The following is a 21567-nucleotide window of genomic DNA, read 5'->3' on the forward strand; positions in this document are numbered from 1 at the left end:
TCGCTGGCCGGTCAGGCTCAGTAGGCGGGATCGATGAGGTCGGGTGAGACCTCTGAGGCTGCCGCCTCGTCGACGAAGAACACCGTGCGCTTGCGACCCTTGGCGCCGGCTGCCGGGACGTTCGTGTAGCTCGCACCGGCGAGGGCGAGGCCGAGCGCCGACGCCTTGTCTGCGCCTGTGAGAACAAGCCAGACACGCTTCGAGGCGTTCAGCACCGGGCGCGTCAGCGTGACTCGCTCAGGCGGCGGCTTGGGGGAGTCGCGCACCGGCAGAGCGGCGGCATCGGTCACCGTGACCTCTGTGCGATCGGGGAAGAGCGAGGCGATGTGGCCGTCAGGCCCCACGCCGAGGAAGCAGACGGCGAACGATGGCCACGGGTGGTCCTCGGTGCCGTAGCGTGCGAGCTCCGCGGCATAGGCGGCGGCAGCCTCGTCGAGGGTCAGACCCTCGCCCGCGGCTGCGACCTCGTGCACGTTCTCGGCAGGAACCGGGATGTGGTCGAGAAGAGCCTCCCGCGACTGCACGGAGTTGCGGTCGGCGTCGTCGCGAGCGACGAAGCGCTCGTCGCCCCACCAGAAGTGCACCAGCGACCAGTCGATCTGAGCCGACCGAGCGTCGTCGCGCGTCGCGCGCAGGACCGCCCCGCCCATGGAACCGCCCGTGAGGGCGATATGAGCGATGCGGCCGTTGCGAGTGCGGGCACGAAGACGGGTCAGGAACCGGTCGGCCACGCTCGCGGCGAGTGCCGCCGGCGTCGGCTCGACCACGACCCGCTTCTCAGCGGAAGCTGTCTGCGTCGACATCATTCTCCTGTCTCGGGCGGACCCAGCTTCTCCCAGCCCTCGGTGATCACTCGACCGTACAGGACGTCAGGGTCGAGGCGACGCAGCTCCTCGGCGAGGCACTCGCGCAGCGTGCGGCGGGGGAGGTGCAGATCGTGGTCGGGCTGATCAGGCTGCGTCAGCACTGCCACGCCGGGCGTCGGGCGCTCGAGCAGGATGTCTCCGGACGAGCGGTGCAGCCGCACCGACTTGATGCCCTCCTGCCAGTGCTCCGGGTCCTCGTACGACCACTTGACCGGCACGTCGAGGGCCATCTGCAGCCATGCTGCCAGCAGCGCGGTCGACGGCGAGGCGGATCCGCCACGCACCTCGACTGCGGTCACCTCTTGGAACGGTGGCTGATCGAGCACGGCTGCGAGCTGCTCGCGCCAGTGCGTCAGACGCGTCCAGGCGAGGTCGGTGTCTCCGGGAGCGTGCGTCTCACCGAGCTGCGCGAGGCGCTCGCGCACGTCGGATGCCGTCGCGGCATCTGTGATGCGTCGCTGCGCGATCTTGCCGAGCGGCGATGCGGCCGGCGACTTCGGCGCCTCTTCGGGCCACCAGGCGACGACAGGGGCATCGGGCAGAAGCAGACCCGTGACCAGGCTCTCCTCGTTGCTCGCGGCGTCTCCGTAGGCGCGGAGGACGACCACCTCAGAGGCGCCGGCGTCGCCGCCGACGCGGATCTGCGCGTCGAGTCGCGATTCGCCGTCGCCCGTGGTGAGCACGATGACGCGCATGGGGTGCTCGCGCGAGGCGTCGTTGGCCGCGTCGATCGCGGCTTCAGCCACGCCGTTGCGGGCCGAGATGATCAGCGTGAGCACACGGCCGAGCGCAACCGCGCCGCCTTCTTCGCGCACCTTGACGAGCTGCTTGGCGACCTGGCTGACGGTCGTGTCGGGAAGGTCGATGATCATGGGCGTCTCCAGACTCGTCCGTCACGGGCAAGGAGGTCGTCGGCGGATGCCGGACCCCATGAACCGGGTGCGTACTGGTCGACCGGGCCGCCCTCGGCTGCCCAGTACTTCTCCACGGGGTCGAGGATCTTCCAGGAGAGCTCGACCTCTTCGTGACGCGGGAACAGCGGCGGATCGCCCAGGAGGACGTCGAGGATCAGTCGTTCGTATGCCTCGGGGCTCGCCTCGGTGAACGCGTGGCCGTAACCGAAGTCCATCGTGACGTCACGGACGTTGGTTCCGTTGCCCGGCACCTTCGAGCCGAAGCGGATCGTGACGCCCTCATCGGGCTGCACGCGGATCACGAGCGCGTTCTGCCCGAGCTCCGACGTGTTCGAGCGGCCGAACAGATGCTCCGGAGCCTTCTTGAACACGACGGCGACCTCGGTGACACGTCGACCGAGACGCTTGCCCGTGCGGAGGTAGAACGGGACACCGGACCAGCGACGGGTGTCGATCTCGAGCTTGATCGCGGCATATGTCTCGGTGGCGGATTCCGGGTTCATCCCGTCCTCGTCGAGGAAGCCGGTGACCTGCTCGCCACCCTGCCAGCCGCCCGCGTACTGACCGCGGGCCGTGGCGAGTGCGAGGTCCTCGGGAACGTGCACCGCCGCGAGCACCTTCTCCTTCTCGGCACGCAAGTGCTCGGCGGACAGACTGATCGGCTCTTCCATCGCGGTGAGCGCCAGCAGCTGCAGCAGGTGGTTCTGGATGACGTCGCGCGCCGCGCCGACTCCGTCGTAGTAGCCCGCACGGCCGCCGACACCGATGTCCTCGGCCATCGTGATCTGCACGTGGTCGACGTAGTTGCGGTTCCAGATCGGCTCGTAGAGCTCGTTCGCGAAGCGCAGCGCCAGGATGTTCTGGACCGTCTCCTTGCCGAGGTAGTGGTCGATGCGGAAGATCGAGTCGGCCGAGAACGCCACTTCGAGGGCGGCGTTGAGCTCGCGCGCCGACTCGAGGTCGTGGCCGAACGGCTTCTCGATCACCACACGGCGCCAGCGCTCGTCGTCATCGTCGTTCGCCCCGACGAGGCCCGAGTCCTTGAGCTGCTTCGCGACGAGAGGGAAGTCCTTCGGCGGGATCGACAGGTAGAACGCGTGGTTGCCCATCGTGCCGCGTTCGACGTCGAGCTGGTCGACGGTCTCGCGGAGCTTGCGGAAGGACTCGGGGTTGTCGAACTCCCCCGAGACGAACCGGATGCCCTGGAGCAGCTGCGCCCACGTCTCCTCGCGGAACGGCGTGCGAGCGTGCTGCTTCACGGCGTCGTAGACGACCTGGGCGAAGTCCTGGTCCTCCCAGTCGCGTCGGGCGAAGCCGACGAGAGCGAACCCGGGTGGCAGGAGCCCGCGGTTGGCGAGGTCGTAGACGGCGGGCATGAGCTTCTTGCGTGACAGATCTCCGGTCACACCGAAGATCACGAGAGCACTGGGCCCCGCGATCCGGTTGAGACGGCGATCATCGGGGTCACGCAGCGGGTTGTGCCCGCGCGAGATGGGAACAGACATCAGTGGGGGATTCTCCTGGCTGTTACTTCTGTGCGGCTTCGAAGAGGGTGAGGACGTCGGCCGACGAATCGGTGATCGTCAGGGAGACGACCGGGCGGCCGTGCTCGGCCAGGACGCCGGCATCGCCGGCCGCCTGTGCCTCGATGAGCTGGCCGAACGTGAACGGTCGCTCGGGGATCTCGAGATCGACGTCGGTGCGCTCCAGGATCTGCAGGAACACGCCCTGCGCCGGTCCGCCCTTGTGATACTGGCCGGTGGAGTGCAGGAACCGAGGTCCCCAGCCGAACGTGGTCGGCCGACCGGAGTCTGCGGCGACGAGCTCGCGGAGCCCCTGCAGCTGCGGGACGTCGAGCCGGTTGACGTATGCCTGGATCGACACGTATCCGTCTTCCGGCAGTGCCGCCCACAGCGCGTCGAGCACGCCCTCGACGGTTCCGGACGCCGCGAGAGCGGGGTCGGATACGCGAACCTCGACGCCGTTCTCGACGAATGCGGGAGCGGTCGGCGCGGGACGGGCGTCGAGCAGGCCGCGAGCCGCCACCTTGGCGGACTCGACGTCGGGCTGGTCGAAGGGGTTGATGCCGAGCAGATAGCCCGCGATCGCCGTCGCGTACTCCCACACGACGAGCTGAGCGCCCAGCGATCCGCTGACCAGGATCTCGCCCTCGTGCCGTTCGCGGAGGTGGAACTCGTTCGCGTCGTCGACCAGACGCACGATCTGCAGGTCCGACGGCTTCGCGTCGAGCTCGGGCGACACAGGCAGGAGGACGACGGGCAGGATGCCGGTGCTGTCCTTGCCCGTCGACTCGGCGATGAGCTGCTCGATCCAGTCGGGCAGGCCGTTGATGTGCGTACCGTCGGTGATCAGACCCAGCTTGTCGCGGCGAGGCGACGTGGCGGAGATCGCGGCAGCGAGCCGCAGCGCCGGGTTGTCGGCGGAGTCGATCGCGACCTCGAGAAGCGAGGCGTCGGCCTCGTTCAGAAGCTCGTCGATGTCGGCTCCGGCGAGCCCGGACGGGACGAGGCCGAAGGCCGTGAGCGCCGAATAGCGTCCTCCGACGTTCGGGTCGGCGTTGAAGACGCGGTACCCCGCCTCGCGAGCCGAGACATCGAGCGGCGAGCCCGGATCGGTGACCACGATGATGCGCTCGAGCGGATCGATGCCTACGTCGCGGAACGCCGCTTCGAACGTGCGACGCTGCGAGTCGGTCTCGACGGTCGAGCCCGACTTCGACGACACAACGAGTGCGGTGTTCTGCAGGCCCTCGTCGAGCGCGGCGAGCACCTGGCCGGGGGCGGTCGAGTCGAGGATCGTCAGCGGGACACCAGCGGTCTGGGCGATCACCTCGGGAGCGAGCGATGAGCCGCCCATCCCCGCGAGCACGACGCGCGTCACGCCCTTCGCCTGCAGATCGGCCCGCAGAGCGGCGATCTCGGCGACCAGGGGTCGCGAGACGGACACCGCCTCGACCCAACCCAGGCGGATCGACGCCTCCGATTCGGCTGCCGGCCCCCACAGGGCTGCATCGCCGCCGGTCACACGCGAGGCGATGAGGTCGTGGACGAGAGCGGGGACCGTCTCGTCGATCGCGACCCGAGCCGCGCCGGAGGCGTGGATCGCAAAGGTCATCGCTGCGCCTCGAGGCCCTCAGCCACCTGCGTCAGCAGATCGTGCCACGAGTCGATGAACTTGGCGACGCCCTCGTCCTCGAGCACCTGGGTGACATCGGTGAAGTCGATTCCCAGAGCCTCGAGCCCGGCGAACACCGCTCGCGCGTCCTCGTAGCCACCGGTGATGGTGTCGCCGGTGACGACGCCGTGGTCGAAGGTCGCCTCGAGGGTCTTCTCGGGCATCGTGTTGACGACGTCCTTCGCGACGAGCTCGGTGACGTACAGAGTGTCGGGCAGCGCCGGGTCCTTGACACCGGTCGAAGCCCACAGCGGGCGCTGTGCGTTCGCGCCCAGCTTGATGAGGTCCTGAGCACGCTTCTCGGCGAACTTCTGCTCGAAGAGCTCGTAGGCGAGACGCGCGTTCGCGAGTCCGGCCTTGCTCTTGAGCGCCTCGGCCTCGTCTGTTCCGATCGCCGAGAGACGCTTGTCGGTCTCGGTGTCGACGCGCGAGACGAAGAACGAGGCCACCGAGTGGATGCTCGACAGATCGAAGTCGGCGCTGTGTGCCCGCTCGAGTCCGGTCAGGTACGCGTCGATGACCTCGGCGTAGCGCTCGAGGCTGAAGATCAGGGTGACGTTGACGCTGATGCCCGACGCGATCGCCTCGGTGATCGCGGGCAGGCCCGCCTTCGTCGCGGGGATCTTGACGAGAAGGTTCGGGCGGTCGACCTTGGCCCACAGCTTCTTGGCCTGTTCGACGGTGCCCTCCGTGTCGTGCGCGAGGTCGGGGGAGACCTCGATCGACACGCGGCCGTCGACGTGACCCGACTTCTCCCACACGGGGCGGAAGATGTCGAGAGCGGCGGCGACGTCCTGTGTGGTCGCGGCGAAGACGGCCTCTTCGGCCGTGGCACCCGATGCGGCGAGCTCGGTGACCTGAGCGTCGTACGACGTGTTGTTCTTGTCGGTGATCGCGTTGGCGAAGATCGTCGGGTTGGTCGTGACGCCGACGACGTTGCGGGTCTCGATCAGCTCGGCGAGGTTGCCGGAGGAGATGCGGGTGCGCGAAAGGTCGTCGAGCCAGATGCTGACACCGGCTGCTGCGAGGTCTGCGGTGGGGGTGCTCATGCGTTCTCCTTGATGGTCTCGCGTGCGGCCGCGATGACGGCCTCGGTGGTGATGCCGAACTTCTGGAACAGGGTCTTGTAGTCGGCGGATGCGCCGAAGTGGTCGATGCCGACCGAGCGGCCGCGGTCGCCCACGATGCCGCGCCAGCTGAGCACGGAACCGGCCTCGACCGAGACGCGGGCGGTGACGGACTTGGGGAGGACCGACTCTCGGTAGGCCTCGTCCTGCTCGTCGAACCACTCGAGCGACGGAGCGGAGACGACGCGTACGTTGACGCCTTCTTCGGCGAGTGCCGCTCGAGCGTCGACCGCGAGCTGCACCTCGGAACCGGTCGCGATGATGATCACGTCGGGCGTGCCGTTCGGAGCCTCGGCGAGCACGTAGGCGCCCTTCGCGACACCGTCGGTCGATGCGAAGACATCGCCCTCGGCCGAGCCCTGTCCACGCTCGAACACCGGGATGTTCTGTCGTGTCAGGGCGATGCCGGCCGGGCCCTCGTGCCGACGGAGGATCTCGAGCCACGCGGCCGAGGTCTCGTTGGCGTCGGCGGGGCGCACCAGGGTGAAGTTCGGAATGGCACGCAGCGTCGCGATCTGCTCGACCGGCTGGTGCGTGGGTCCGTCTTCGCCGAGAGCGACGGAGTCGTGTGTCCAGACGAAGATGCTGGGCACGTTCATCAGTGCGGCCAGACGCACCGGCGGGCGCATGTAGTCGCTGAAGATGAGGAACGTTCCGCCGAAGGCGCGAGTCGGGCCGTGCAGCACGATGCCGTTGACGATGGCGCCCATGGCGTGCTCGCGGATGCCGAAGTGCAGCACGCGGCCGTAGGGGTCACCCGACCACTCGTGCGTCGACCACTCGGCGGGGATGAAGGACTTGGAGTCCTTGATCGTGGTGAGGTTCGATTCTGCGAGGTCGGCCGACCCGCCCCAGAGCTCGGGGAGTTCGGCTGCGAGAGCGTTGATGACCTGGCCCGAGGCCGCACGGGTCGAGACGTCCTTGCCGCTCTCGAAGACGGGGAGGGCGGAGGTGATGTCCGCCGGCAGCTCCTTGGCCTCGAGCCGGTCGAGGAGCGCCTTGCGCTCGGGGTTGGCGGCGGCCCAGGCATCGAACGACTTCTGCCACGCCGCACGCGTCTCGGCGGCGCGATCGGCGAGACCGCGGGTGTGGGCGAGCACGTCGTCGGCGATCGCGAAGTGCTCGTCGGCATCGAAGCCGAGGACCTTCTTCGTGGCCGCCAGCTCGTCGCCGCCGAGGGCGGAGCCGTGGATCTTGCCGGAGTTCTGCTTGCCGGGCGAAGGCCAGCCGATGATCGTCTTCAGGATGATGAGCGAGGGCTTCGAGGTCTCGCCCTTCGCGGCCTCGATCGCTGCGTGCAGCTCGGCGACGTCTTCGACGTACTCGCCCGTCTTCTTCCAGTCGACCGTCTGGACCTGCCAGCCGTAGGCCTCGTAGCGCTTCGCGACGTCTTCGGTGAAGGCGACGTTCGTGTCGTCCTCGATCGAGATCTGGTTGGAGTCGTAGATCGCGATGAGGTTGCCGAGCTCCTGGTGGCCGGCGAGCGAGGAGGCCTCGCTGGTGACGCCCTCCTGGAGGTCGCCGTCGCCGGCGATCACGTAGACGAAGTGGTCGAACGGGCTGGTGCCCGCAGCGGCCTCGGGGTCGAAGAGACCGCGCTCGTAGCGAGCGGCGTAGGCGAAGCCCACCGCGGAGGCGAGACCCTGGCCGAGTGGGCCGGTGGTGATCTCGACGCCCTTGGTGTGGCCGTACTCGGGGTGCCCGGGGGTGAGCGAGCCCCAGGTGCGCAGCGCCTTGAGGTCGTCGAGCTCGAGGCCGAAGCCGCCCAGGTAGAGCTGCACGTACTGGGTGAGGGAGGAGTGTCCGACCGAGAGGATGAAGCGGTCGCGGCCGAGCCAGTCGGTGTCGGTCGGGTCGTGACGCAGCACCCGCTGGTAGAGGAGATACGCGGCCGGAGCCAGGCTCATCGCGGTGCCGGGGTGGCCGTTGCCGACCTTCTCCACGGCATCCGCAGCCAGAAGACGCGCGGTGTCCACCGCGCGTCGGTCGATCTCATCCCACTGCAATTCCGACACTGTGAAGCCCTTCTGCAACTGTTCGAGAGCGCCCGGATTGCACGATCGCAGTCCGCAACGCTAAGGAAGGGTTTGTGATGTGCGCTGGGCGCGCGAGTCATTTCAGCATAGCGCCGAGGTCTGACCCATTACCCCCCTTTACAACGCTCCGCCCTTCCAGTAATTCCATGGATCTGTCGCGGCTTCTGCAGCACGGTGGGACTGCGGATCATCGTTTCTGGAACGCGATTCCGTGACGTCCGGGCGAGGCGGACGGAGACGGAGAACCGGGGCTCACGGCCGGAGGGCGGGCGAGCCCATCGTCTCGCGTGCTCTAGACTGGGAAACGCTGTCGTGACGCGTGTGGAGGAGGCGATCGAGATCTCGACGATGTCTGATCAGACCGTTGTGAAGAAGTCCATCGGTCGCACCGTGAAGGCGTACGTCGCCCTCACCAAGCCGCGCGTCCTCGAACTGCTGCTGGTGTCGACCGTCCCGGTGATGTTCCTCGCCCAGGGTGGTCTGCCCGATATGTGGCTGGTCCTCGCCACCGTCATCGGCGGATCGTTGAGCGCGGGGTCTGCCGCGGCGTTCAACATGTACCTCGATCGCGACATCGACGCCCACATGCACCGCACCGAGAACCGTCCGCTCGTGACGGGTGAGATCACGCCTCGGGGCGCGCTGATCTTCTCGTGGACCCTGGCCGTGGTCTCGACCGTATGGCTCTGGTTCACGACGAACTGGCTGGCGGCCACGCTGTCTGCATCCGCGATCTTCTTCTACGTCGTGATCTACACGATGATCCTCAAGCGCCGCACCGAACAGAACATCATCTGGGGCGGCATCGCCGGGTGCTTCCCGGTTCTCATCGGCTGGGCGGCTGTCACCGGTTCGCTCGACTGGCCGGCGCTCATCCTCTTCGCGCTCATCTTCCTCTGGACCCCGCCGCACTACTGGCCGCTCTCGATGAAGTACAAGGACGACTACGAAGACGTCGACGTGCCCATGCTCGGAGTGACCCGCAACGCGTCGCAGGTCGGTCTCCAGGTCATCCTGTACGCCTGGGCGACCATCGCCTGCTCGCTGCTGCTGATCCCGATCGCGAACATGGGCCTCGTCTACACCGTCTCCGCCCTCGTGTTCGGCGGGTGGTTCATCTACGAGTCGCACCGCCTGTACAACCAGGCGGTGCGGGGGAACGAGGCGCGGCCGATGCGCGTCTTCCACGCCTCGATCACCTACTTGACGCTGATCTTCGTCGCCGTCGCTGTCGACCCGCTGCTGCCGTTCTGATCCTCGTCGTCCTCGGCGATCTGCTCGCCATCCGTGTGGGTCGGGTTGTTCTCGACCATCGTGGTCTCGTTGTCGTCGGCGGTGTCTGATTCGGAGTTCCAGTCGATCGGCTCGACGACGGCGGGAGCGGGGGAGGGCAGAAGCGCCTGCACGGCGCTCAGCGCCACCGCGACGAGGATTCCGATGACGCCCGCGCCCAGAAGTGCGGCGCCGACGACGACGAGCGACTGCCCGACATAGACCTCGATGCCTGTGGCCGTGCCGTCGAGCAGAGTGCTCGTCATGGTCCCGATCTGACCGGCGATGAGCCATCCGCCCACACCAGCCGAGGCGAGCGAGAGCACGAGGAGGAGCCAGAAGCCGATGCTGCGTGTCAGTGACTTGTTCATGTCGGCCACGATGCACGACCGACTGATGAGCCTCTGATGCCTCAGCTATGTATCCACTGTGCCGGTCCGGAGCGCGCCGACTTCTCGGCGGGGTTCGTCACTCCCGGGGCGCGACGGGCTTCTTCAGATGCAGCACCACGACCGTGTACGTCGCGGCCGAGAGCGACGCGAGCACCATGTGGATGCCGACGAGCAGGGGAGGGAGGCCCGCACGCGCCTGCCAGATGCCGACACCGACCTGCACGAGGATCGCGAGCACGAGCACGAGCAACCACTTGCGGGGTTCGAGCCGCAGCGCCCACGCGGAGATCGTGAGCGTGGCGACGAGCGCGGCGAGGATGTACCCGGGCCACGCGTGGACGTGCGCCAGCACGGTGGCGTCGAACCCGTGACGGAGCACGTCGGCATCACCAGAATGCGGGCCCGAACCGGTGGTGAGCACACCGAAGACGATCGTGACGGCGAGAGCCAGGCCCGTGACGTGGCTCAGGATCGCGAACCACTTCGGGACCGCGCGCTCCCTCGGACCCGGCTGCCCGTACAGGCGCACCAGGAACGCCGCGGTGACGCACACCAGCAGCAGGGAGGAGACGTAGTGGAACCCGACGATGAAGGGGTTCAGGCCGGTGAGCACGGTGATGCCGCCGACGAGCGCCTGTGCGACGACTCCGAGCAGGACGATCCAGGCGAGGACGACGAGATCACGACGGTCGGTCGTCAGACGGAAGGATCGCACCATCGCCGCGATCACGGCGATCAGCAGAGCGCCCATGGCGAACGGAGTCGCGGGAAGCGAGAACAGCGACACGATCACGAAGGTGATGACGGCCGCGAGAATGCCGGCGCCCGCGAAACGCAGGGCGGAGAAGACCAGCAGCCGGCCGCCGACACGTGCGAGCACGAGCAGCAGGACGGCGAGGGCGATGATTCCGACGACGCCCGTCATGACGCGGTTGCCGAACTCGATGATGCCGTGGATGCCCTGATCGGCATAGATCGGCACGAGCGACTCGGGGGTGCAGAGCGGCCATTCCGAGCACCCGAGGCCGGAGCCCGTGAGGCGCACTGCGCCGCCGGTGCCGATGATGATCGTCTGAGCCAGGAAGGACAGCCAGGCGAACACGCGGAGAGCTCGTCCCCAGAGGATCGCATGAGCCGAGGCCGGTGCGTTCACGGGGGAGGAGATCGAGGGCTGGGGCATAAGTCTTCTCCGAACCGCCCGGACACGGCGGGCGGCCCTGTCTTCAGGCGGAACCTGTAGAATCGGATTGTTGTGATGAGCGCTTACCGCGCTGAAGCATCACTAACAGTTTAGGCGCGATGGATGCGCCGGTGATGAGGGCCCACCAACGGCACCCGCTCCCGCAGACTCGACGGGGATCAGGTGTGTCGGGGCGGATGACACCGTTTGGGACCTGTGAGGAGAGTGTGTGATGTCGGATGTGCTGATCGACCGCCCGGAGCTTGACGGCCTGGGGGTGTACGAATTCGGATGGCATGACGAAGATGCCGCCGGAGCCATCGCCAAGCGTGGAATCTCCGAAGAGGTGGTTCGCGGGATCTCGGCGCTCAAGCACGAGCCCGAATGGATGCTGAAGACCCGTCTCAAGGGTTATCAGCTCTTCGGACGCAAGCCGATGCCGACGTGGGGTGCAGACCTCAGCGAGATCGACTTCGACAACATCAAGTACTTCGTGCGCTCCACGGAGAAGCAGGCGCAGTCCTGGGAGGACCTCCCCGCGGAGATCCGCGAGACCTACGAGCGCCTCGGCATCCCCGAGGCCGAGCGCCAGCGCCTCGTCGCGGGCGTCGCCGCTCAGTACGAGTCCGAGGTCGTCTACCACCAGATCCGCGAGGACCTGGAGGAGCAGGGTGTCATCTTCATGGACACCGACACCGCTCTGCGCGAGCACCCCGAGTTCTTCGAGGAGTACTTCGGCTCGGTGATCCCGGCCGGTGACAACAAGTTCGCCGCCCTGAACACCGCCGTGTGGTCCGGAGGCTCGTTCGTCTACGTCCCCAAGGGCGTGCACGTCGAGATCCCGCTCCAGGCCTACTTCCGCATCAACACCGAGAACATGGGTCAGTTCGAGCGGACGCTGATCATCGCCGACGAAGACAGCTACGTCCACTACATCGAGGGCTGCACGGCTCCGATCTACAAGTCGGACTCGCTGCACTCGGCCGTGGTCGAGATCATCGTGAAGAAGAACGCCCGCGTTCGGTACACGACGATCCAGAACTGGTCGAACAACGTCTACAACCTCGTCACCAAGCGTGCGGTCGCGCACGAAGGTGCGACGATGGAATGGGTCGACGGCAACATCGGCTCCAAGGTGACGATGAAGTACCCGTCGATCTACCTGATGGGCGAGCACGCCAAGGGCGAGACGCTCTCGGTCGCCTTCGCAGGCCCGGGGCAGCACCAGGACGCCGGCGCGAAGATGATCCACATGGCGCCGTACACCCAGTCGTCGATCGTGTCGAAGTCGATCGCCCGAGGTGGCGGTCGTGCGGGATACCGCGGCGAGGTCCGAGTGGACGCCAACGCGCACCACTCCGCGAACACCGTGCGCTGCGACGCCCTGCTGGTCGACACCAAATCGCGCTCCGACACATATCCCGCGATCGACATCCGTGTGGACGACGTGCAGCTCGGCCACGAGGCGACAGTCTCGAAGGTCAGTGAAGAGCAGCTCTTCTACCTGCAGTCTCGCGGCATGCCCGAGGACGAGGCGATGGCGATGATCGTGCGCGGCTTCATCGAGCCGATCGCACGGGAACTGCCCATGGAGTACGCGATGGAACTGAACAAGCTCATCGAAATGGGCATGGAAGGATCGGTCGGCTAAATGGCGGCCTCGACGACAGCGCCCAGCGAGGCGCAGCACACGAACGCGCACATCGACCCCGCAGCACAGGTCTCCTCCGCCGGATTCGTCCCGGTGCAGACCCGCTCGGAGCGCCCCCACTCCTTCGACCCCGATGACTTCGGTGCTCCCACCGGTCGCGAGGTCAACTGGAAGCACACCCCGGTCGCCAAGCTCTCGCCTCTCTTCGAGGTGGCGGGCTCGGGCGAAGGCGTGAGCTACTCCTTCGGCTCGGGAGAGCAGTACGTGTCGGCGCCGCTGGCCGCCGGCGACGCACCGCGCGGGGAGGTCTTCCTCGCGGAGGACATCACCGCCGCGATCGCGTGGCAGGGCGCAACCGAAGCGCTCCACATTCGCATCCCGCGTGAAGAAGAGGTCGCTGAGCCGGTCTTCCTCGCGATCGACGGACTCGGTGCAGACCGACGGGCCGACGCCCACATCGTGATCGAGGCGCTCGAGCACAGCTCCGCGACCGTCGTGCTCCAGCACACGGGCGCGGCGCAGTACTCGCAGAACGTCGAGATCATCGTGCGTGACGGAGCGAAGCTCACCGTCATCAGCCTGCAGCAGTGGCAGGACGAGGCCGTGCACACGTCCGCTCACCAGGCTCGCGTCGACGCGGATGCCACGCTCAAGCACTTCGTCATCAGCTTCGGCGGCGGCGTCGTCCGTGTGAACCCGAGCGTCGAGCTCGCGGGGGCGGGCTCGGAGGGATACCTCTACGGCCTCTCCTACGCCGACGCGGGCCAGCACCTCGAGAGCCAGGTCTTCCTGCACCACAAGGGGCCGCACACCAAGGGCGACGTCCTCTACAAGGGTGCGCTCCAGGGCCAGGGCGCGCACAGCGTCTGGATCGGCGACGTGCTGATCGGCGCCGACGCGAACGGCACCGACTCGTACGAGGCGAACCGCAACCTGGTGCTCACCGAGGGCGCTCGCGCCGACTCGATCCCGAACCTGGAGATCGAGACCGGAGACATCCTCGGCGCGGGCCACGCCAGCGCCACCGGTCGTTTCGACGACGAGCAGCTGTTCTACCTGCAGGCGCGAGGGATCAGCGAAGAGGAAGCGCGTCGCCTCGTCGTGCTCGGCTTCCTCACCGACATCGTCCAGCGTCTGGGGATCCCCGCGCTGGAGGCCGAGCTTCTCGCCGCGATCGAGACGGAGCTCGCCGAGGTGAACGCATGACCGCAGAGCGCGTCTGCGGCGTCGCCGAGCTCGAGCAGGACATGCCGCTGCGTGTCGAGCCGAACGGCGTGCCGATCACCGTCATCAAGGACTCCGAAGGCGTCATCCACGCCATCGGAGACACCTGCACCCACGGTGACATCTCACTCTCCGAGGGCTTCGTCGAAGGAGAGACAGTGGAATGCTGGGCCCACGGCTCCGCATTCTCGCTGCTCACCGGCAAGCCCCAGAATCTCCCTGCTTATGAGCCCGTTCCGGTCTACGTCGTCGAGATCGACGGCGACGACGTGCTCATCGACCCGACTGTGACGAAGGAAGTCTGAATGTCTGTTCTCGAAATCCGCGACCTCTACGTGACGGTCGAGACCGAGGCGGGAATCACCCCGATCCTCAACGGAATCACCCTCACGATGAACACGGGTGAGACGCACGCGATCATGGGCCCCAACGGCTCCGGCAAGTCGACGCTCGCCTACACGATCGCCGGTCACCCGAAGTACACGGTGGCGTCGGGCTCGATCACGTTCGACGGCCAGGACGTCCTCGCGATGAGCGTCGACGAGCGAGCTCGTGCGGGCCTGTTCCTCGCGATGCAGTACCCGGTCGAGATCCCCGGCGTGACGGTGACGAACTTCCTCCGCACTGCCAAGACCGCGATCGACGGCGAGGCGCCGGCGATTCGCGGGTGGACGAAGGACGTCAAGACGGCCATGTCCAACCTCCGTATGGACCCGAAGTTCGCCCAGCGCAACGTCAACGAGGGCTTCTCCGGCGGCGAGAAGAAGCGTCACGAGATCCTTCAGCTCGAGGTGCTCAAGCCCAAGTTCGCCGTCCTCGACGAGACCGACTCCGGCCTCGACGTCGACGCGCTGAAGATCGTCTCCGAGGGCGTAAACCGCGCCAAGGAGGCCACGGGTCTCGGCGTGCTGCTGATCACGCACTACACCCGCATCCTCCGCTACATCCGCCCCGACTTCGTGCACGTGATCGTTGCAGGCAAGATCGTCGAAGAGGGCGGCCCGGAGCTCGCCGACCGGCTCGAGGACGAGGGATACGACCGTTTCCTCGACCCCGCAGCCCCGATCGAGGCGTAGGCTGATTCGCATGACAGCCACCCTCACCGACGAGAAGTACGACGAGGTCACCGAGGCTCTCAAGGACGTCATGGACCCGGAACTCGGGATCAACGTCGTCGACCTCGGCCTCATCTACGATCTTGCGTGGGATGACGAGAACGATGCTCTCGTCATCCACATGACGCTCACCAGCGCAGGCTGCCCGTTGACCGACGTGCTCGAGGATCAGACCGCTCAGGCTCTGGACAGCGTCGTCGATCGCTTCCGCATCAACTGGGTGTGGATGCCGCCGTGGGGCCCCGAGAAGATCACGGACGACGGGCGCGACATGATGCGCGCTCTCGGCTTCGCCATCTGAGGATGCTCGAGGTCAAGGCCCTGCCTCTGGCAGAGCTTCGCGAGCGCAGCAGCGAGAAGTGGCGGGAGTATCCCGCCGATGTCCTGCCGCTCTTCGTCGCGGAGACCGACTTCCCGTTGGCGCCGGCGATCTCCTCGGCTCTTCGACGCGCCGTCGACAACGGCGACACCGGATACATCGCATCGCGGACGCCTCTCCCCGAGACCTATGCCGCTTTCGCGATGCGTCGCTACGGCTGGCATGCGGATCCGTCGCGGATGCGCACGACCGCCGATGTGAGCATGGGGATCGTCGAGATCCTGCGCCGCATTACGCATCCGGGCGAGCGCGTGATCGTCACCACACCGGTGTACCCACCGTTCTTCGACCTGGTCTCCGAGGCCGGGGCCGAGGTCGCGCGGGTGCCGCTGCTCGATACGGGCACGGCGTGGGAGCTCGATCTCGACGGCATCCGCGCGGCTTTCGCAGCCGGTGCGACCGCGATGCTGCTCTGCAACCCGCACAACCCGACCGGCACGGTGCACAGCCGCGACTCGCTGACCGCTCTCGCCCAGATCGCCGAAGAGTTCGGCGCAGCGGTGATCTCGGATGAGATCCATGCACCGCTCGCCCAGCCGGGCACCGGGTTCACGCCCTTCCTCGACACGGGCGACGCCGCGGAGCGCGTGGGCTTCGCCGTCGTGAGTGCGAGCAAGGCCTTCAATCTCGCGGGTCTCAAGTGCGCGCTCATGGTGACCGCATCCGATCGCACCAGCGCCATCGTGCGCGGGCTTCCTATCGAGGTCGAGTGGCGCACCGGGCAGTTCGGCCTCCTCGCGGCTGTGGCCGCATTCTCCGAGGAGAGCGACGAGTGGCTCGATGGGCTGCTCACGACGCTCGACGAGAATCGCGTGCTGCTCGAGGATCTGCTTTCGTCGAAGATCCCTGCCGCGCGCTATCGGATCCCCGATGCCGGATACCTGGCCTGGATCGATCTCTCGGGACTGGAATGGGGAGACAACCCCGCGCGACGGATCCTGAAGGAGGCCGGAGTCGCCCTGCACTTCGGCCCCGCCTTCGGCGAGCCGGGCAGGGGTTTCGTCCGACTGAACTTCGGCACGAGCCCGGAGATCATCACCGAGGCCATCGAGCGCATCGCGACGCTCGTGGGCCGATGACGACCGAGCAGCGGCCGACCGCCTCGATCTGGGACCGAGAACGCCTCTGGGTCACTGCCGGCGCGGTCGCGCTGATCTTCCTCGCCGCGATCGAGGCGCTGGCTGTCACGACCGTCATGCCGATCGTCAGTGAGGCGCTCGACGGACGCGATCTGTACGCCGTAGCCTTCGCCGGCACGCTCGCGACGAGTGTGATCGGCATGGTCGCCGCGGGTGCCTGGTCGGATGCTCGAGGACCCCGTGGTGCCCTGTACGCCGCGGTGTCGCTGTTCATCGCCGGTCTGCTGCTGTCGGGCTTCGCTGTGACGATGGACCAGTTCCTCATCGGGCGCCTGGTGCAGGGGCTCGGCGCGGGAGGACAGACCGTGGCGCTGTACGTCGTGGTCGCTCGGCTGTATCCACCGCAACTTCACGGCAGAGTGTTCGCGGCGTTCGCCGCCGCATGGGTGGTGCCGTCGATGATCGGTCCCTTCCTCGCCGGGGCGGTCGCCGAGTACCTCGATTGGCGCTGGGCCTTCCTCGGCGTCGCCGTGCTGACGGGCGTCGCCTTCGTGATCGTCGTGGCGCGGCTGCGAGGCGTCGACCTCGGACGCGGCGAGCCGCAGAATCGCCGGGCGCTCGTCATCCGCCTTGTTCTCGCGGTGGTCGTCGCTGTCTTCGCCGTGCTGATCGGCTTCACAGCGGAGATGACCGTGCGCCTCGCATGGCCGGTGGCGATCGGATCCGTCATCGTGATCGGTGTCGCACTGCTGCCGCTGGTTCCCCGGCGCACCCTCCGTGCCGGGCGCGGTCTGCCGAGCGTCGTCCTCATGCGCGGCATCGCCGCAGGCGCGTTCTTCGCGGCCGAGGCGTACGTCCCCTATCTGCTGATGGAGCGCTTCGACTTTACGGCGACCTGGGCGGGTATCGCGCTCATGCTCGCCGCCTTCGCATGGGCCGGAGCTTCGCACCTGCAGGGGGCCTTCGGAGAACGACTGGGAAACACCCGCATCACCGTGATCAGCCTGTCGCTCCTCCTCGTGGCGCTCGTGCTCGTGCTCGCTGCGGCGCAGTGGGGAGTGTCGCCGGTATTCGTCGTCGTGGGGTGGGGCTTCGCCGGCGGTGGCATGGGGCTGCTGTATCCGCGCCTCACAGTGCTCACCCTCGCCTATTCGAACGAGGGCAATCAGGGCTTCAACTCGTCGGCGCTGTCGATCTCCGACGCCGCGGGCTCAGCTGTGGCGATCGCGCTGGCCGGATTGCTCGTCGCGACGCTGGGCGGCGAGGCCGCCTCGTTCGGGGTGGTGTTCGCGTTCTGCCTCGGTCTGGTGCTGCTGGCATCGGTGCCGGGGCTCAGACTGGGCCATGCCGCGGAGTCGTCCGAGGGCTGACCACTGCACCGAGCGAGTCCCCTGCGAGCGCGGTGACGCCCAGGTCGAAGACACGGTCGAGGCCGGCGGTGACATCGTCCGTGCCGTCGGTGAGAGCGGCCCCGTGGCTGTCGGCGTGCATGCGCTGCTGAACGAGTGTCGCGTGCCCGAGCACGAAGTGCAGCATCGCCGCTGCGCGATCGGCGGCTTCTGCGTGCCCGTGGCGCGCGAGCGCGGCCTCGAGCGCGGTCTGGGCATACGACGAGCCGAGCCGCAGGGCGTAGGTGCTGAGCACGAGCTCCGCACCGTCGCGGTAGGTGAACAGGGCGTCGCGGATGCCGCGCGCGGTGGTCAGCACGTCGGCATCGTCGCGGGGGATCCCCGCGGTGATCCGGTCGGCGAGCTCTGCCAGCAGTTCCTGCTTGCTCGAGAAGTGCCAGTAGAGAGCGCTCGGCTGAACATCGAGCCTGCCCGCGATCCGGCGCATCGACAGGTCGGCGAGGCCGACCTCGTCGAGGAGGGCCAGCGCCACGCGTGCGACGCCGTCGCGGTCGTGACGGGCGGAGTTGTGCTCTGGGCTCATGTCATCACTATAGTGAACACCGTTCAGGTGAACAGTGTTCAGGAAGGTGTCGGATCATGACCCAGCAACGCGATGACCTCGGTCGCGAACTAGCAAGAGTGGCGATCTTCGCCGCGCTCATCATCGTTCTCGGCATGGTGACGATTCCGATTCCCGGCGGTGTGCCGATCACCGCGCAGACGTTGGGGGTCATGCTCGCCGGTGCCGTGCTCGGACCCCGACTGGCTCCGCTGGCGATTCTTCTGGTGCTCGCTCTCGCGGCGATCGGATTGCCCGTCCTCGCCGGTGGGCGCGGCGGCCTCGGCGTCTTCGTCGGCCCGACCGCCGGATATCTGCTCGGGTGGGTGGCAGGTGTCATCGTGATCGGTCTCATCGTGGGCCGCGGTCGGCTCATCTGGTGGCGAATCGCCCTCGGCGTCGTCGTCGGAGGCATCCTGGTGGTGTATCTCTGTGGGATCCCCGTGACAGCGCTCGTTCTCGGGCTCGAACTCGGTCCGACCGCGCTCGCGAGTCTGGTGTTCCTCCCCGGCGATCTGCTCAAAGCGGCCGCGGCGACGGCGCTCATTCTCGCGCTGCGACGCGCGTACCCCCGGGCGTTCGCCGCGGGTTCCATCGCAGCGCCCGCATCCGTCCGTGCGATCTGAGACCGCGGTCGGATCGATCTCGCTCGACGGTGTCACCGTCGAGCGGGAAGGGCGGGCGATCCTGCGCGACGTGAGTGTCGATCTCACGGCGCAGAGGATCGCGGTGATCGGCGCGAACGGGTCGGGCAAGTCCACCTTCGCGCGTCTCCTGAATGGCCTCGTGCTGCCGGATGCAGGGCGAGTCACGGTTCACGATCTCGACTCGCGGCGGGACACGAAGGCTCTTCGACGTAGGGTCGGTTTCGTCTTCACCGACCCTCAGTCGCAGATCCTGATGCCGACGCCCGCTGAGGATCTCGCGCTCTCGCTGCGCGGTTCGCCCCGCACGGAGATCGCCAGCCGGGTGGCCGGGGCACTCGCCGAGCACGGGTTGACCGACAGGGCGGACGTGCCCGCGTCCGACCTGTCCGGCGGTCAGAAGCAGCTGCTGGCTCTCGCGTCGGTTCTGATCACCGAGCCGCGCGTGATCGTGGCCGATGAGCCGACCACGCTGCTGGATCTGCGCAACTCCCGAAGGGTCTCCGACCTGCTGCTGGCACTGCCGTCGCAGGTCGTCATCGTCACCCACGACCTCGCCCTCGCGGCGAGATGCGACCATGCGGTGCTCTTCGACGCGGGTTCGCTCATCGCATCGGGCACCCCGGACGAGGTGATCGCCGAGTACCGCGGGCGGTGCGGATGATCCAGTCGTACCGGCCAGGGGCCAGCATCGTCCACCGGATGTCGGCGGGGCCCAAACTCGCGCTCTTCGCGGCGCTCGCGCTCGTGTCGTCCGCGTACCCGCATGACGGATGGAGCGTCACCGTCTCGCTCGTCGTCGTGTGCACGCTCTATCTCGTCGCCGGGCTTCCGGTGAGGGTCCTGATCGTCGAGATGTGGCGGCTGCGCTGGCTCGTGCTGGTTCTCGCGACCGCGCTGTGGATCTTCGTGTCGCCGCTGACCGCGTGGATCAGCACGAGCAGGGTCGCGTCGCTGCTCCTGCTGGCTGCGCTTCTCACGATCACCACCCGGATGGGTGATCTGCTCGCCGTTCTGCATCGGATGCTGCGGCCGCTGCGTCGGCTGGGTGTCGATGCCGATGCGGTCGCGATGACGATCTCGCTGACGCTCACGATGATTCCGGTGGTCGCCGGATTCGCCCATGCTGTGCGGGAGGCGCAGCGTGCTCGCGGCGTTCGTCCGGGCCTTCGAACCACCGTGCCGCTGATGGTCAGGACGCTACGCCACGCGGACGAGGTCGGCGACGCTCTCGCCGCCCGCGGTCTTGTGTGATCGGCGTGCGAGGCGTTGGGAGAGCAGCATTCCGCCGACGGCGAGTGCGGCCGTCAGAACCGTCGTTCCTGCGACGAGAAGCAGCACGACCGAGGCGACGCCGAGTGCGGCTGCGATCGCGATCCGGCGAGTCGAGTCAGTGGCTGGTGGTGACGGCTGCGTCTCGACGCGCGTGAACGCCACCGCGATCGCCGCGGTGAGAGTCAGCGCGGCAGCGAGCCAGAGCGGGCGAGACACCCACCACGCAAGGGTGCTCGGCTCCGGCAGCGCGATGCCGCTGCTGAGCGAGGCCATGGCGCAGATCCCGGCCATGGCGAGCAGCGTCGGCATGTGCCACAGGTAGATCGTCATGGTGCGTCTGTTGACGAACGCGGCGAGTGCGGCCGGGGCTGGGCGGCGGCTGAACGCATCGATGCGATCGCGGAGAAGCGAGACGGCGCTCAGGTGCACGACTCCGACGAGAAGCAGGGCACCTGTGGGCGGGTTGATGTTGGCGATGAGGTCAGGGGAGTAGACGCCGGTGGTGAAGGCGCCGATGAGTGTGATCGACGCGGAAGCTCCCGCGATCGCGCGTGCTCGTCGGCTCAGTCCGTCGATCGTGCCATCGGCGAGGAAGAAGCCGATCTGCTGCAGCGCGAGCCAGACGAATGCGAGATTCAGGAAGCCCACCCACTCGAATCCGGTGATCGCCCGGAGCGCGTCGACGGCGAGCGCTGCCGCGACCAGTGAGGCCACCGTGATCAGCGGCTTCCGGGCGTGAGCCTTCGCGAGTGCAGGAAGAAGCGCCTGGCACCCCAGGAAGACGGCGAGGAACCACAGCGGCTGGCTGTAGCGGAAGCCGGCGACGGCGATGATGTCGGCCGGGACGCCGGCGATGCTCAGCGCCGCGAGCGCCGCGCCCACGATCCCGATCGCGAACAGGGCCGGCCGCAGCAGCCGGTGCACCCGGGCGGCGATGAAGGAGGCCGCGGCGCCGCCGCGCGCCTGCGTGCGCCGGAAGGAGATGAAGCCGGCGAACCCGCCGATGATGAAGAAGAGCGGCATCACCTGGAGCACCCAGCTGACGGGCACGATCCACCACGATCCATCGCTGGCGTTCGCGAATACCGGGCTGCCGTCGACGACGGTGACTCCGACCATGATGGCGTGGAGGAGCACGACTCCCGCGACGCAGACCGCACGCAGGAAGTCGATCGCGGTGTCGCGACCGGACGGCAACGGATCTCGGAGAGCGGTCAGGGGCGGTGCCTCGACGATGGCCATGGGGTGTCCTCCTCGGATGGGGTGTC

Annotated in this window: 21 protein-coding genes; 11 read left to right on the forward strand and 10 right to left on the reverse strand. The window is 67.6% G+C overall.

What is annotated here, in order from left to right:
• Positions 1–17: 17 nt before the first annotated feature.
• From pgl to tkt, 6 genes are read right to left on the reverse strand one after another with little or no spacing between them, the layout of a single operon-like run.
• Complete coding sequence (gene pgl, locus ASF87_RS16385) at positions 18–803, reverse strand: 6-phosphogluconolactonase (protein WP_164481692.1); 786 nt, start codon at positions 801–803, stop codon at positions 18–20.
• Positions 803–1738: a glucose-6-phosphate dehydrogenase assembly protein OpcA gene (locus ASF87_RS16390; protein WP_056377396.1), complete on the reverse strand. Its 936-nt coding sequence runs from the start codon at positions 1736–1738 to the stop codon at positions 803–805. The genes pgl and ASF87_RS16390 overlap by 1 nt, the downstream gene beginning before the upstream one ends.
• A complete protein-coding gene (gene zwf, locus ASF87_RS16395) occupies positions 1735–3285 on the reverse strand; it encodes a glucose-6-phosphate dehydrogenase (RefSeq protein WP_056377398.1) in 1551 nt (516 codons plus the stop codon). The genes ASF87_RS16390 and zwf overlap by 4 nt, the downstream gene beginning before the upstream one ends.
• A gap of 22 nt (positions 3286–3307) precedes the next feature.
• Complete coding sequence (locus ASF87_RS16400; RefSeq protein WP_056377400.1) at positions 3308–4915, reverse strand: glucose-6-phosphate isomerase; 1608 nt, start codon at positions 4913–4915, stop codon at positions 3308–3310.
• Positions 4912–6024, reverse strand: coding sequence for a transaldolase (gene tal / locus ASF87_RS16405; protein WP_056377402.1), 1113 nt, complete (start codon positions 6022–6024; stop codon positions 4912–4914). Before tal ends, ASF87_RS16400 begins: the two co-directional genes overlap by 4 nt.
• On the reverse strand, positions 6021–8117 hold the full coding sequence (tkt, locus tag ASF87_RS16410) for a transketolase (RefSeq protein WP_056377703.1): 2097 nt from the start codon (positions 8115–8117) through the stop codon (positions 6021–6023). The genes tal and tkt overlap by 4 nt, the downstream gene beginning before the upstream one ends.
• A 360-nt stretch (positions 8118–8477) precedes the next feature.
• Between tkt and ASF87_RS16415 the strand changes: the two genes are divergently transcribed.
• On the forward strand, positions 8478–9392 hold the full coding sequence (locus tag ASF87_RS16415) for a heme o synthase (protein ID WP_442922808.1): 915 nt from the start codon (positions 8478–8480) through the stop codon (positions 9390–9392).
• Here the strand turns inward: ASF87_RS16415 and ASF87_RS16420 are convergent.
• Complete coding sequence (locus ASF87_RS16420; protein WP_200933781.1) at positions 9338–9781, reverse strand: hypothetical protein; 444 nt, start codon at positions 9779–9781, stop codon at positions 9338–9340. The two genes, ASF87_RS16415 and ASF87_RS16420, sit on opposite strands and share 55 nt — an antisense overlap.
• A gap of 97 nt (positions 9782–9878) precedes the next feature.
• Complete coding sequence (locus tag ASF87_RS16425; protein WP_056377403.1) at positions 9879–10982, reverse strand: COX15/CtaA family protein; 1104 nt, start codon at positions 10980–10982, stop codon at positions 9879–9881.
• A gap of 232 nt (positions 10983–11214) precedes the next feature.
• On the opposite strand from ASF87_RS16425, the gene sufB reads away from it, so the two are divergent.
• From sufB to ASF87_RS16460, 7 genes are read left to right on the forward strand one after another with little or no spacing between them, the layout of a single operon-like run.
• The gene (gene sufB / locus ASF87_RS16430) at positions 11215–12633 is read left to right on the forward strand and encodes a Fe-S cluster assembly protein SufB (protein ID WP_042537589.1); all 1419 of its coding nucleotides are present in this window, start codon (positions 11215–11217) and stop codon (positions 12631–12633) included.
• Positions 12634–13839 (forward strand): Fe-S cluster assembly protein SufD, encoded by a 1206-nt coding sequence (sufD, locus tag ASF87_RS16435; RefSeq protein ID WP_056377406.1) that lies wholly within the window; start codon positions 12634–12636, stop codon positions 13837–13839. It begins immediately after the preceding gene.
• Positions 13836–14162 (forward strand): non-heme iron oxygenase ferredoxin subunit, encoded by a 327-nt coding sequence (locus ASF87_RS16440; RefSeq protein WP_042537584.1) that lies wholly within the window; start codon positions 13836–13838, stop codon positions 14160–14162. Before sufD ends, ASF87_RS16440 begins: the two co-directional genes overlap by 4 nt.
• Positions 14163–14933, forward strand: a complete 771-nt coding sequence (gene sufC / locus ASF87_RS16445) for a Fe-S cluster assembly ATPase SufC (RefSeq protein WP_042537582.1) — start codon at positions 14163–14165, stop codon at positions 14931–14933.
• 10 nt (positions 14934–14943) lie between these two features.
• The gene (locus tag ASF87_RS16450) at positions 14944–15273 is read left to right on the forward strand and encodes a metal-sulfur cluster assembly factor (protein ID WP_042537580.1); all 330 of its coding nucleotides are present in this window, start codon (positions 14944–14946) and stop codon (positions 15271–15273) included.
• Positions 15274–15275: 2 nt separating this feature from the next.
• Positions 15276–16430, forward strand: coding sequence for a MalY/PatB family protein (locus ASF87_RS16455; protein ID WP_056377407.1), 1155 nt, complete (start codon positions 15276–15278; stop codon positions 16428–16430).
• Positions 16427–17800 (forward strand): MFS transporter, encoded by a 1374-nt coding sequence (locus tag ASF87_RS16460; RefSeq protein WP_056377409.1) that lies wholly within the window; start codon positions 16427–16429, stop codon positions 17798–17800. The genes ASF87_RS16455 and ASF87_RS16460 overlap by 4 nt, the downstream gene beginning before the upstream one ends.
• On the opposite strand, the gene ASF87_RS16465 is transcribed toward ASF87_RS16460, so the two are convergent.
• A complete protein-coding gene (locus ASF87_RS16465; protein ID WP_042537574.1) occupies positions 17763–18362 on the reverse strand; it encodes a TetR family transcriptional regulator in 600 nt (199 codons plus the stop codon). The two genes, ASF87_RS16460 and ASF87_RS16465, sit on opposite strands and share 38 nt — an antisense overlap.
• Positions 18363–18418: 56 nt before the next feature.
• Between ASF87_RS16465 and ASF87_RS16470 the strand changes: the two genes are divergently transcribed.
• The 3 genes from ASF87_RS16470 to ASF87_RS16480 are packed head-to-tail and all read left to right on the forward strand — an operon-like array spanning position 18419 to position 20278.
• On the forward strand, positions 18419–19006 hold the full coding sequence (locus ASF87_RS16470; RefSeq protein WP_056377412.1) for a biotin transporter BioY: 588 nt from the start codon (positions 18419–18421) through the stop codon (positions 19004–19006).
• Positions 18996–19688, forward strand: coding sequence for an energy-coupling factor ABC transporter ATP-binding protein (locus ASF87_RS16475; RefSeq protein ID WP_082508964.1), 693 nt, complete (start codon positions 18996–18998; stop codon positions 19686–19688). Before ASF87_RS16470 ends, ASF87_RS16475 begins: the two co-directional genes overlap by 11 nt.
• Positions 19685–20278 carry an energy-coupling factor transporter transmembrane component T family protein gene (locus ASF87_RS16480; protein ID WP_056377414.1) on the forward strand — a complete coding sequence of 198 codons (594 nt, stop codon included), beginning with the start codon at positions 19685–19687 and terminating at the stop codon, positions 20276–20278. Before ASF87_RS16475 ends, ASF87_RS16480 begins: the two co-directional genes overlap by 4 nt.
• On the opposite strand, the gene ASF87_RS16485 is transcribed toward ASF87_RS16480, so the two are convergent.
• On the reverse strand, positions 20225–21541 hold the full coding sequence (locus tag ASF87_RS16485; protein ID WP_056377416.1) for an acyltransferase family protein: 1317 nt from the start codon (positions 21539–21541) through the stop codon (positions 20225–20227). The two genes, ASF87_RS16480 and ASF87_RS16485, sit on opposite strands and share 54 nt — an antisense overlap.
• Positions 21542–21567: the final 26 nt, after the last annotated feature.

It is taken from the genome of Microbacterium sp. Leaf161 (assembly GCF_001423645.1).
Classification (GTDB): Bacteria; Actinomycetota; Actinomycetes; order Actinomycetales; family Microbacteriaceae; genus Microbacterium; species Microbacterium forte.

Coding starts and splice junctions, on each gene's coding strand:
- ASF87_RS16465 (WP_042537574.1), bottom strand. CDS start 18,362: ATGAGCCCAGAGCACAACTCCGCCCGTCACGACCGCGACGGCGTCGCA.
- pgl (WP_164481692.1), bottom strand. CDS start 803: ATGTCGACGCAGACAGCTTCCGCTGAGAAGCGGGTCGTGGTCGAGCCG.
- ASF87_RS16485 (WP_056377416.1), bottom strand. CDS start 21,541: ATGGCCATCGTCGAGGCACCGCCCCTGACCGCTCTCCGAGATCCGTTG.
- ASF87_RS16460 (WP_056377409.1), top strand. CDS start 16,427: ATGACGACCGAGCAGCGGCCGACCGCCTCGATCTGGGACCGAGAACGC.
- ASF87_RS16480 (WP_056377414.1), top strand. CDS start 19,685: ATGATCCAGTCGTACCGGCCAGGGGCCAGCATCGTCCACCGGATGTCG.
- tal (WP_056377402.1), bottom strand. CDS start 6,024: ATGAGCACCCCCACCGCAGACCTCGCAGCAGCCGGTGTCAGCATCTGG.
- ASF87_RS16400 (WP_056377400.1), bottom strand. CDS start 4,915: ATGACCTTTGCGATCCACGCCTCCGGCGCGGCTCGGGTCGCGATCGAC.
- ASF87_RS16425 (WP_056377403.1), bottom strand. CDS start 10,982: ATGCCCCAGCCCTCGATCTCCTCCCCCGTGAACGCACCGGCCTCGGCT.
- ASF87_RS16450 (WP_042537580.1), top strand. CDS start 14,944: ATGACAGCCACCCTCACCGACGAGAAGTACGACGAGGTCACCGAGGCT.
- sufC (WP_042537582.1), top strand. CDS start 14,163: ATGTCTGTTCTCGAAATCCGCGACCTCTACGTGACGGTCGAGACCGAG.
- ASF87_RS16470 (WP_056377412.1), top strand. CDS start 18,419: ATGACCCAGCAACGCGATGACCTCGGTCGCGAACTAGCAAGAGTGGCG.
- ASF87_RS16420 (WP_200933781.1), bottom strand. CDS start 9,781: ATGAACAAGTCACTGACACGCAGCATCGGCTTCTGGCTCCTCCTCGTG.
- ASF87_RS16455 (WP_056377407.1), top strand. CDS start 15,276: ATGCTCGAGGTCAAGGCCCTGCCTCTGGCAGAGCTTCGCGAGCGCAGC.
- ASF87_RS16390 (WP_056377396.1), bottom strand. CDS start 1,738: ATGATCATCGACCTTCCCGACACGACCGTCAGCCAGGTCGCCAAGCAG.
- sufD (WP_056377406.1), top strand. CDS start 12,634: ATGGCGGCCTCGACGACAGCGCCCAGCGAGGCGCAGCACACGAACGCG.
- zwf (WP_056377398.1), bottom strand. CDS start 3,285: ATGTCTGTTCCCATCTCGCGCGGGCACAACCCGCTGCGTGACCCCGAT.
- ASF87_RS16440 (WP_042537584.1), top strand. CDS start 13,836: ATGACCGCAGAGCGCGTCTGCGGCGTCGCCGAGCTCGAGCAGGACATG.
- sufB (WP_042537589.1), top strand. CDS start 11,215: ATGTCGGATGTGCTGATCGACCGCCCGGAGCTTGACGGCCTGGGGGTG.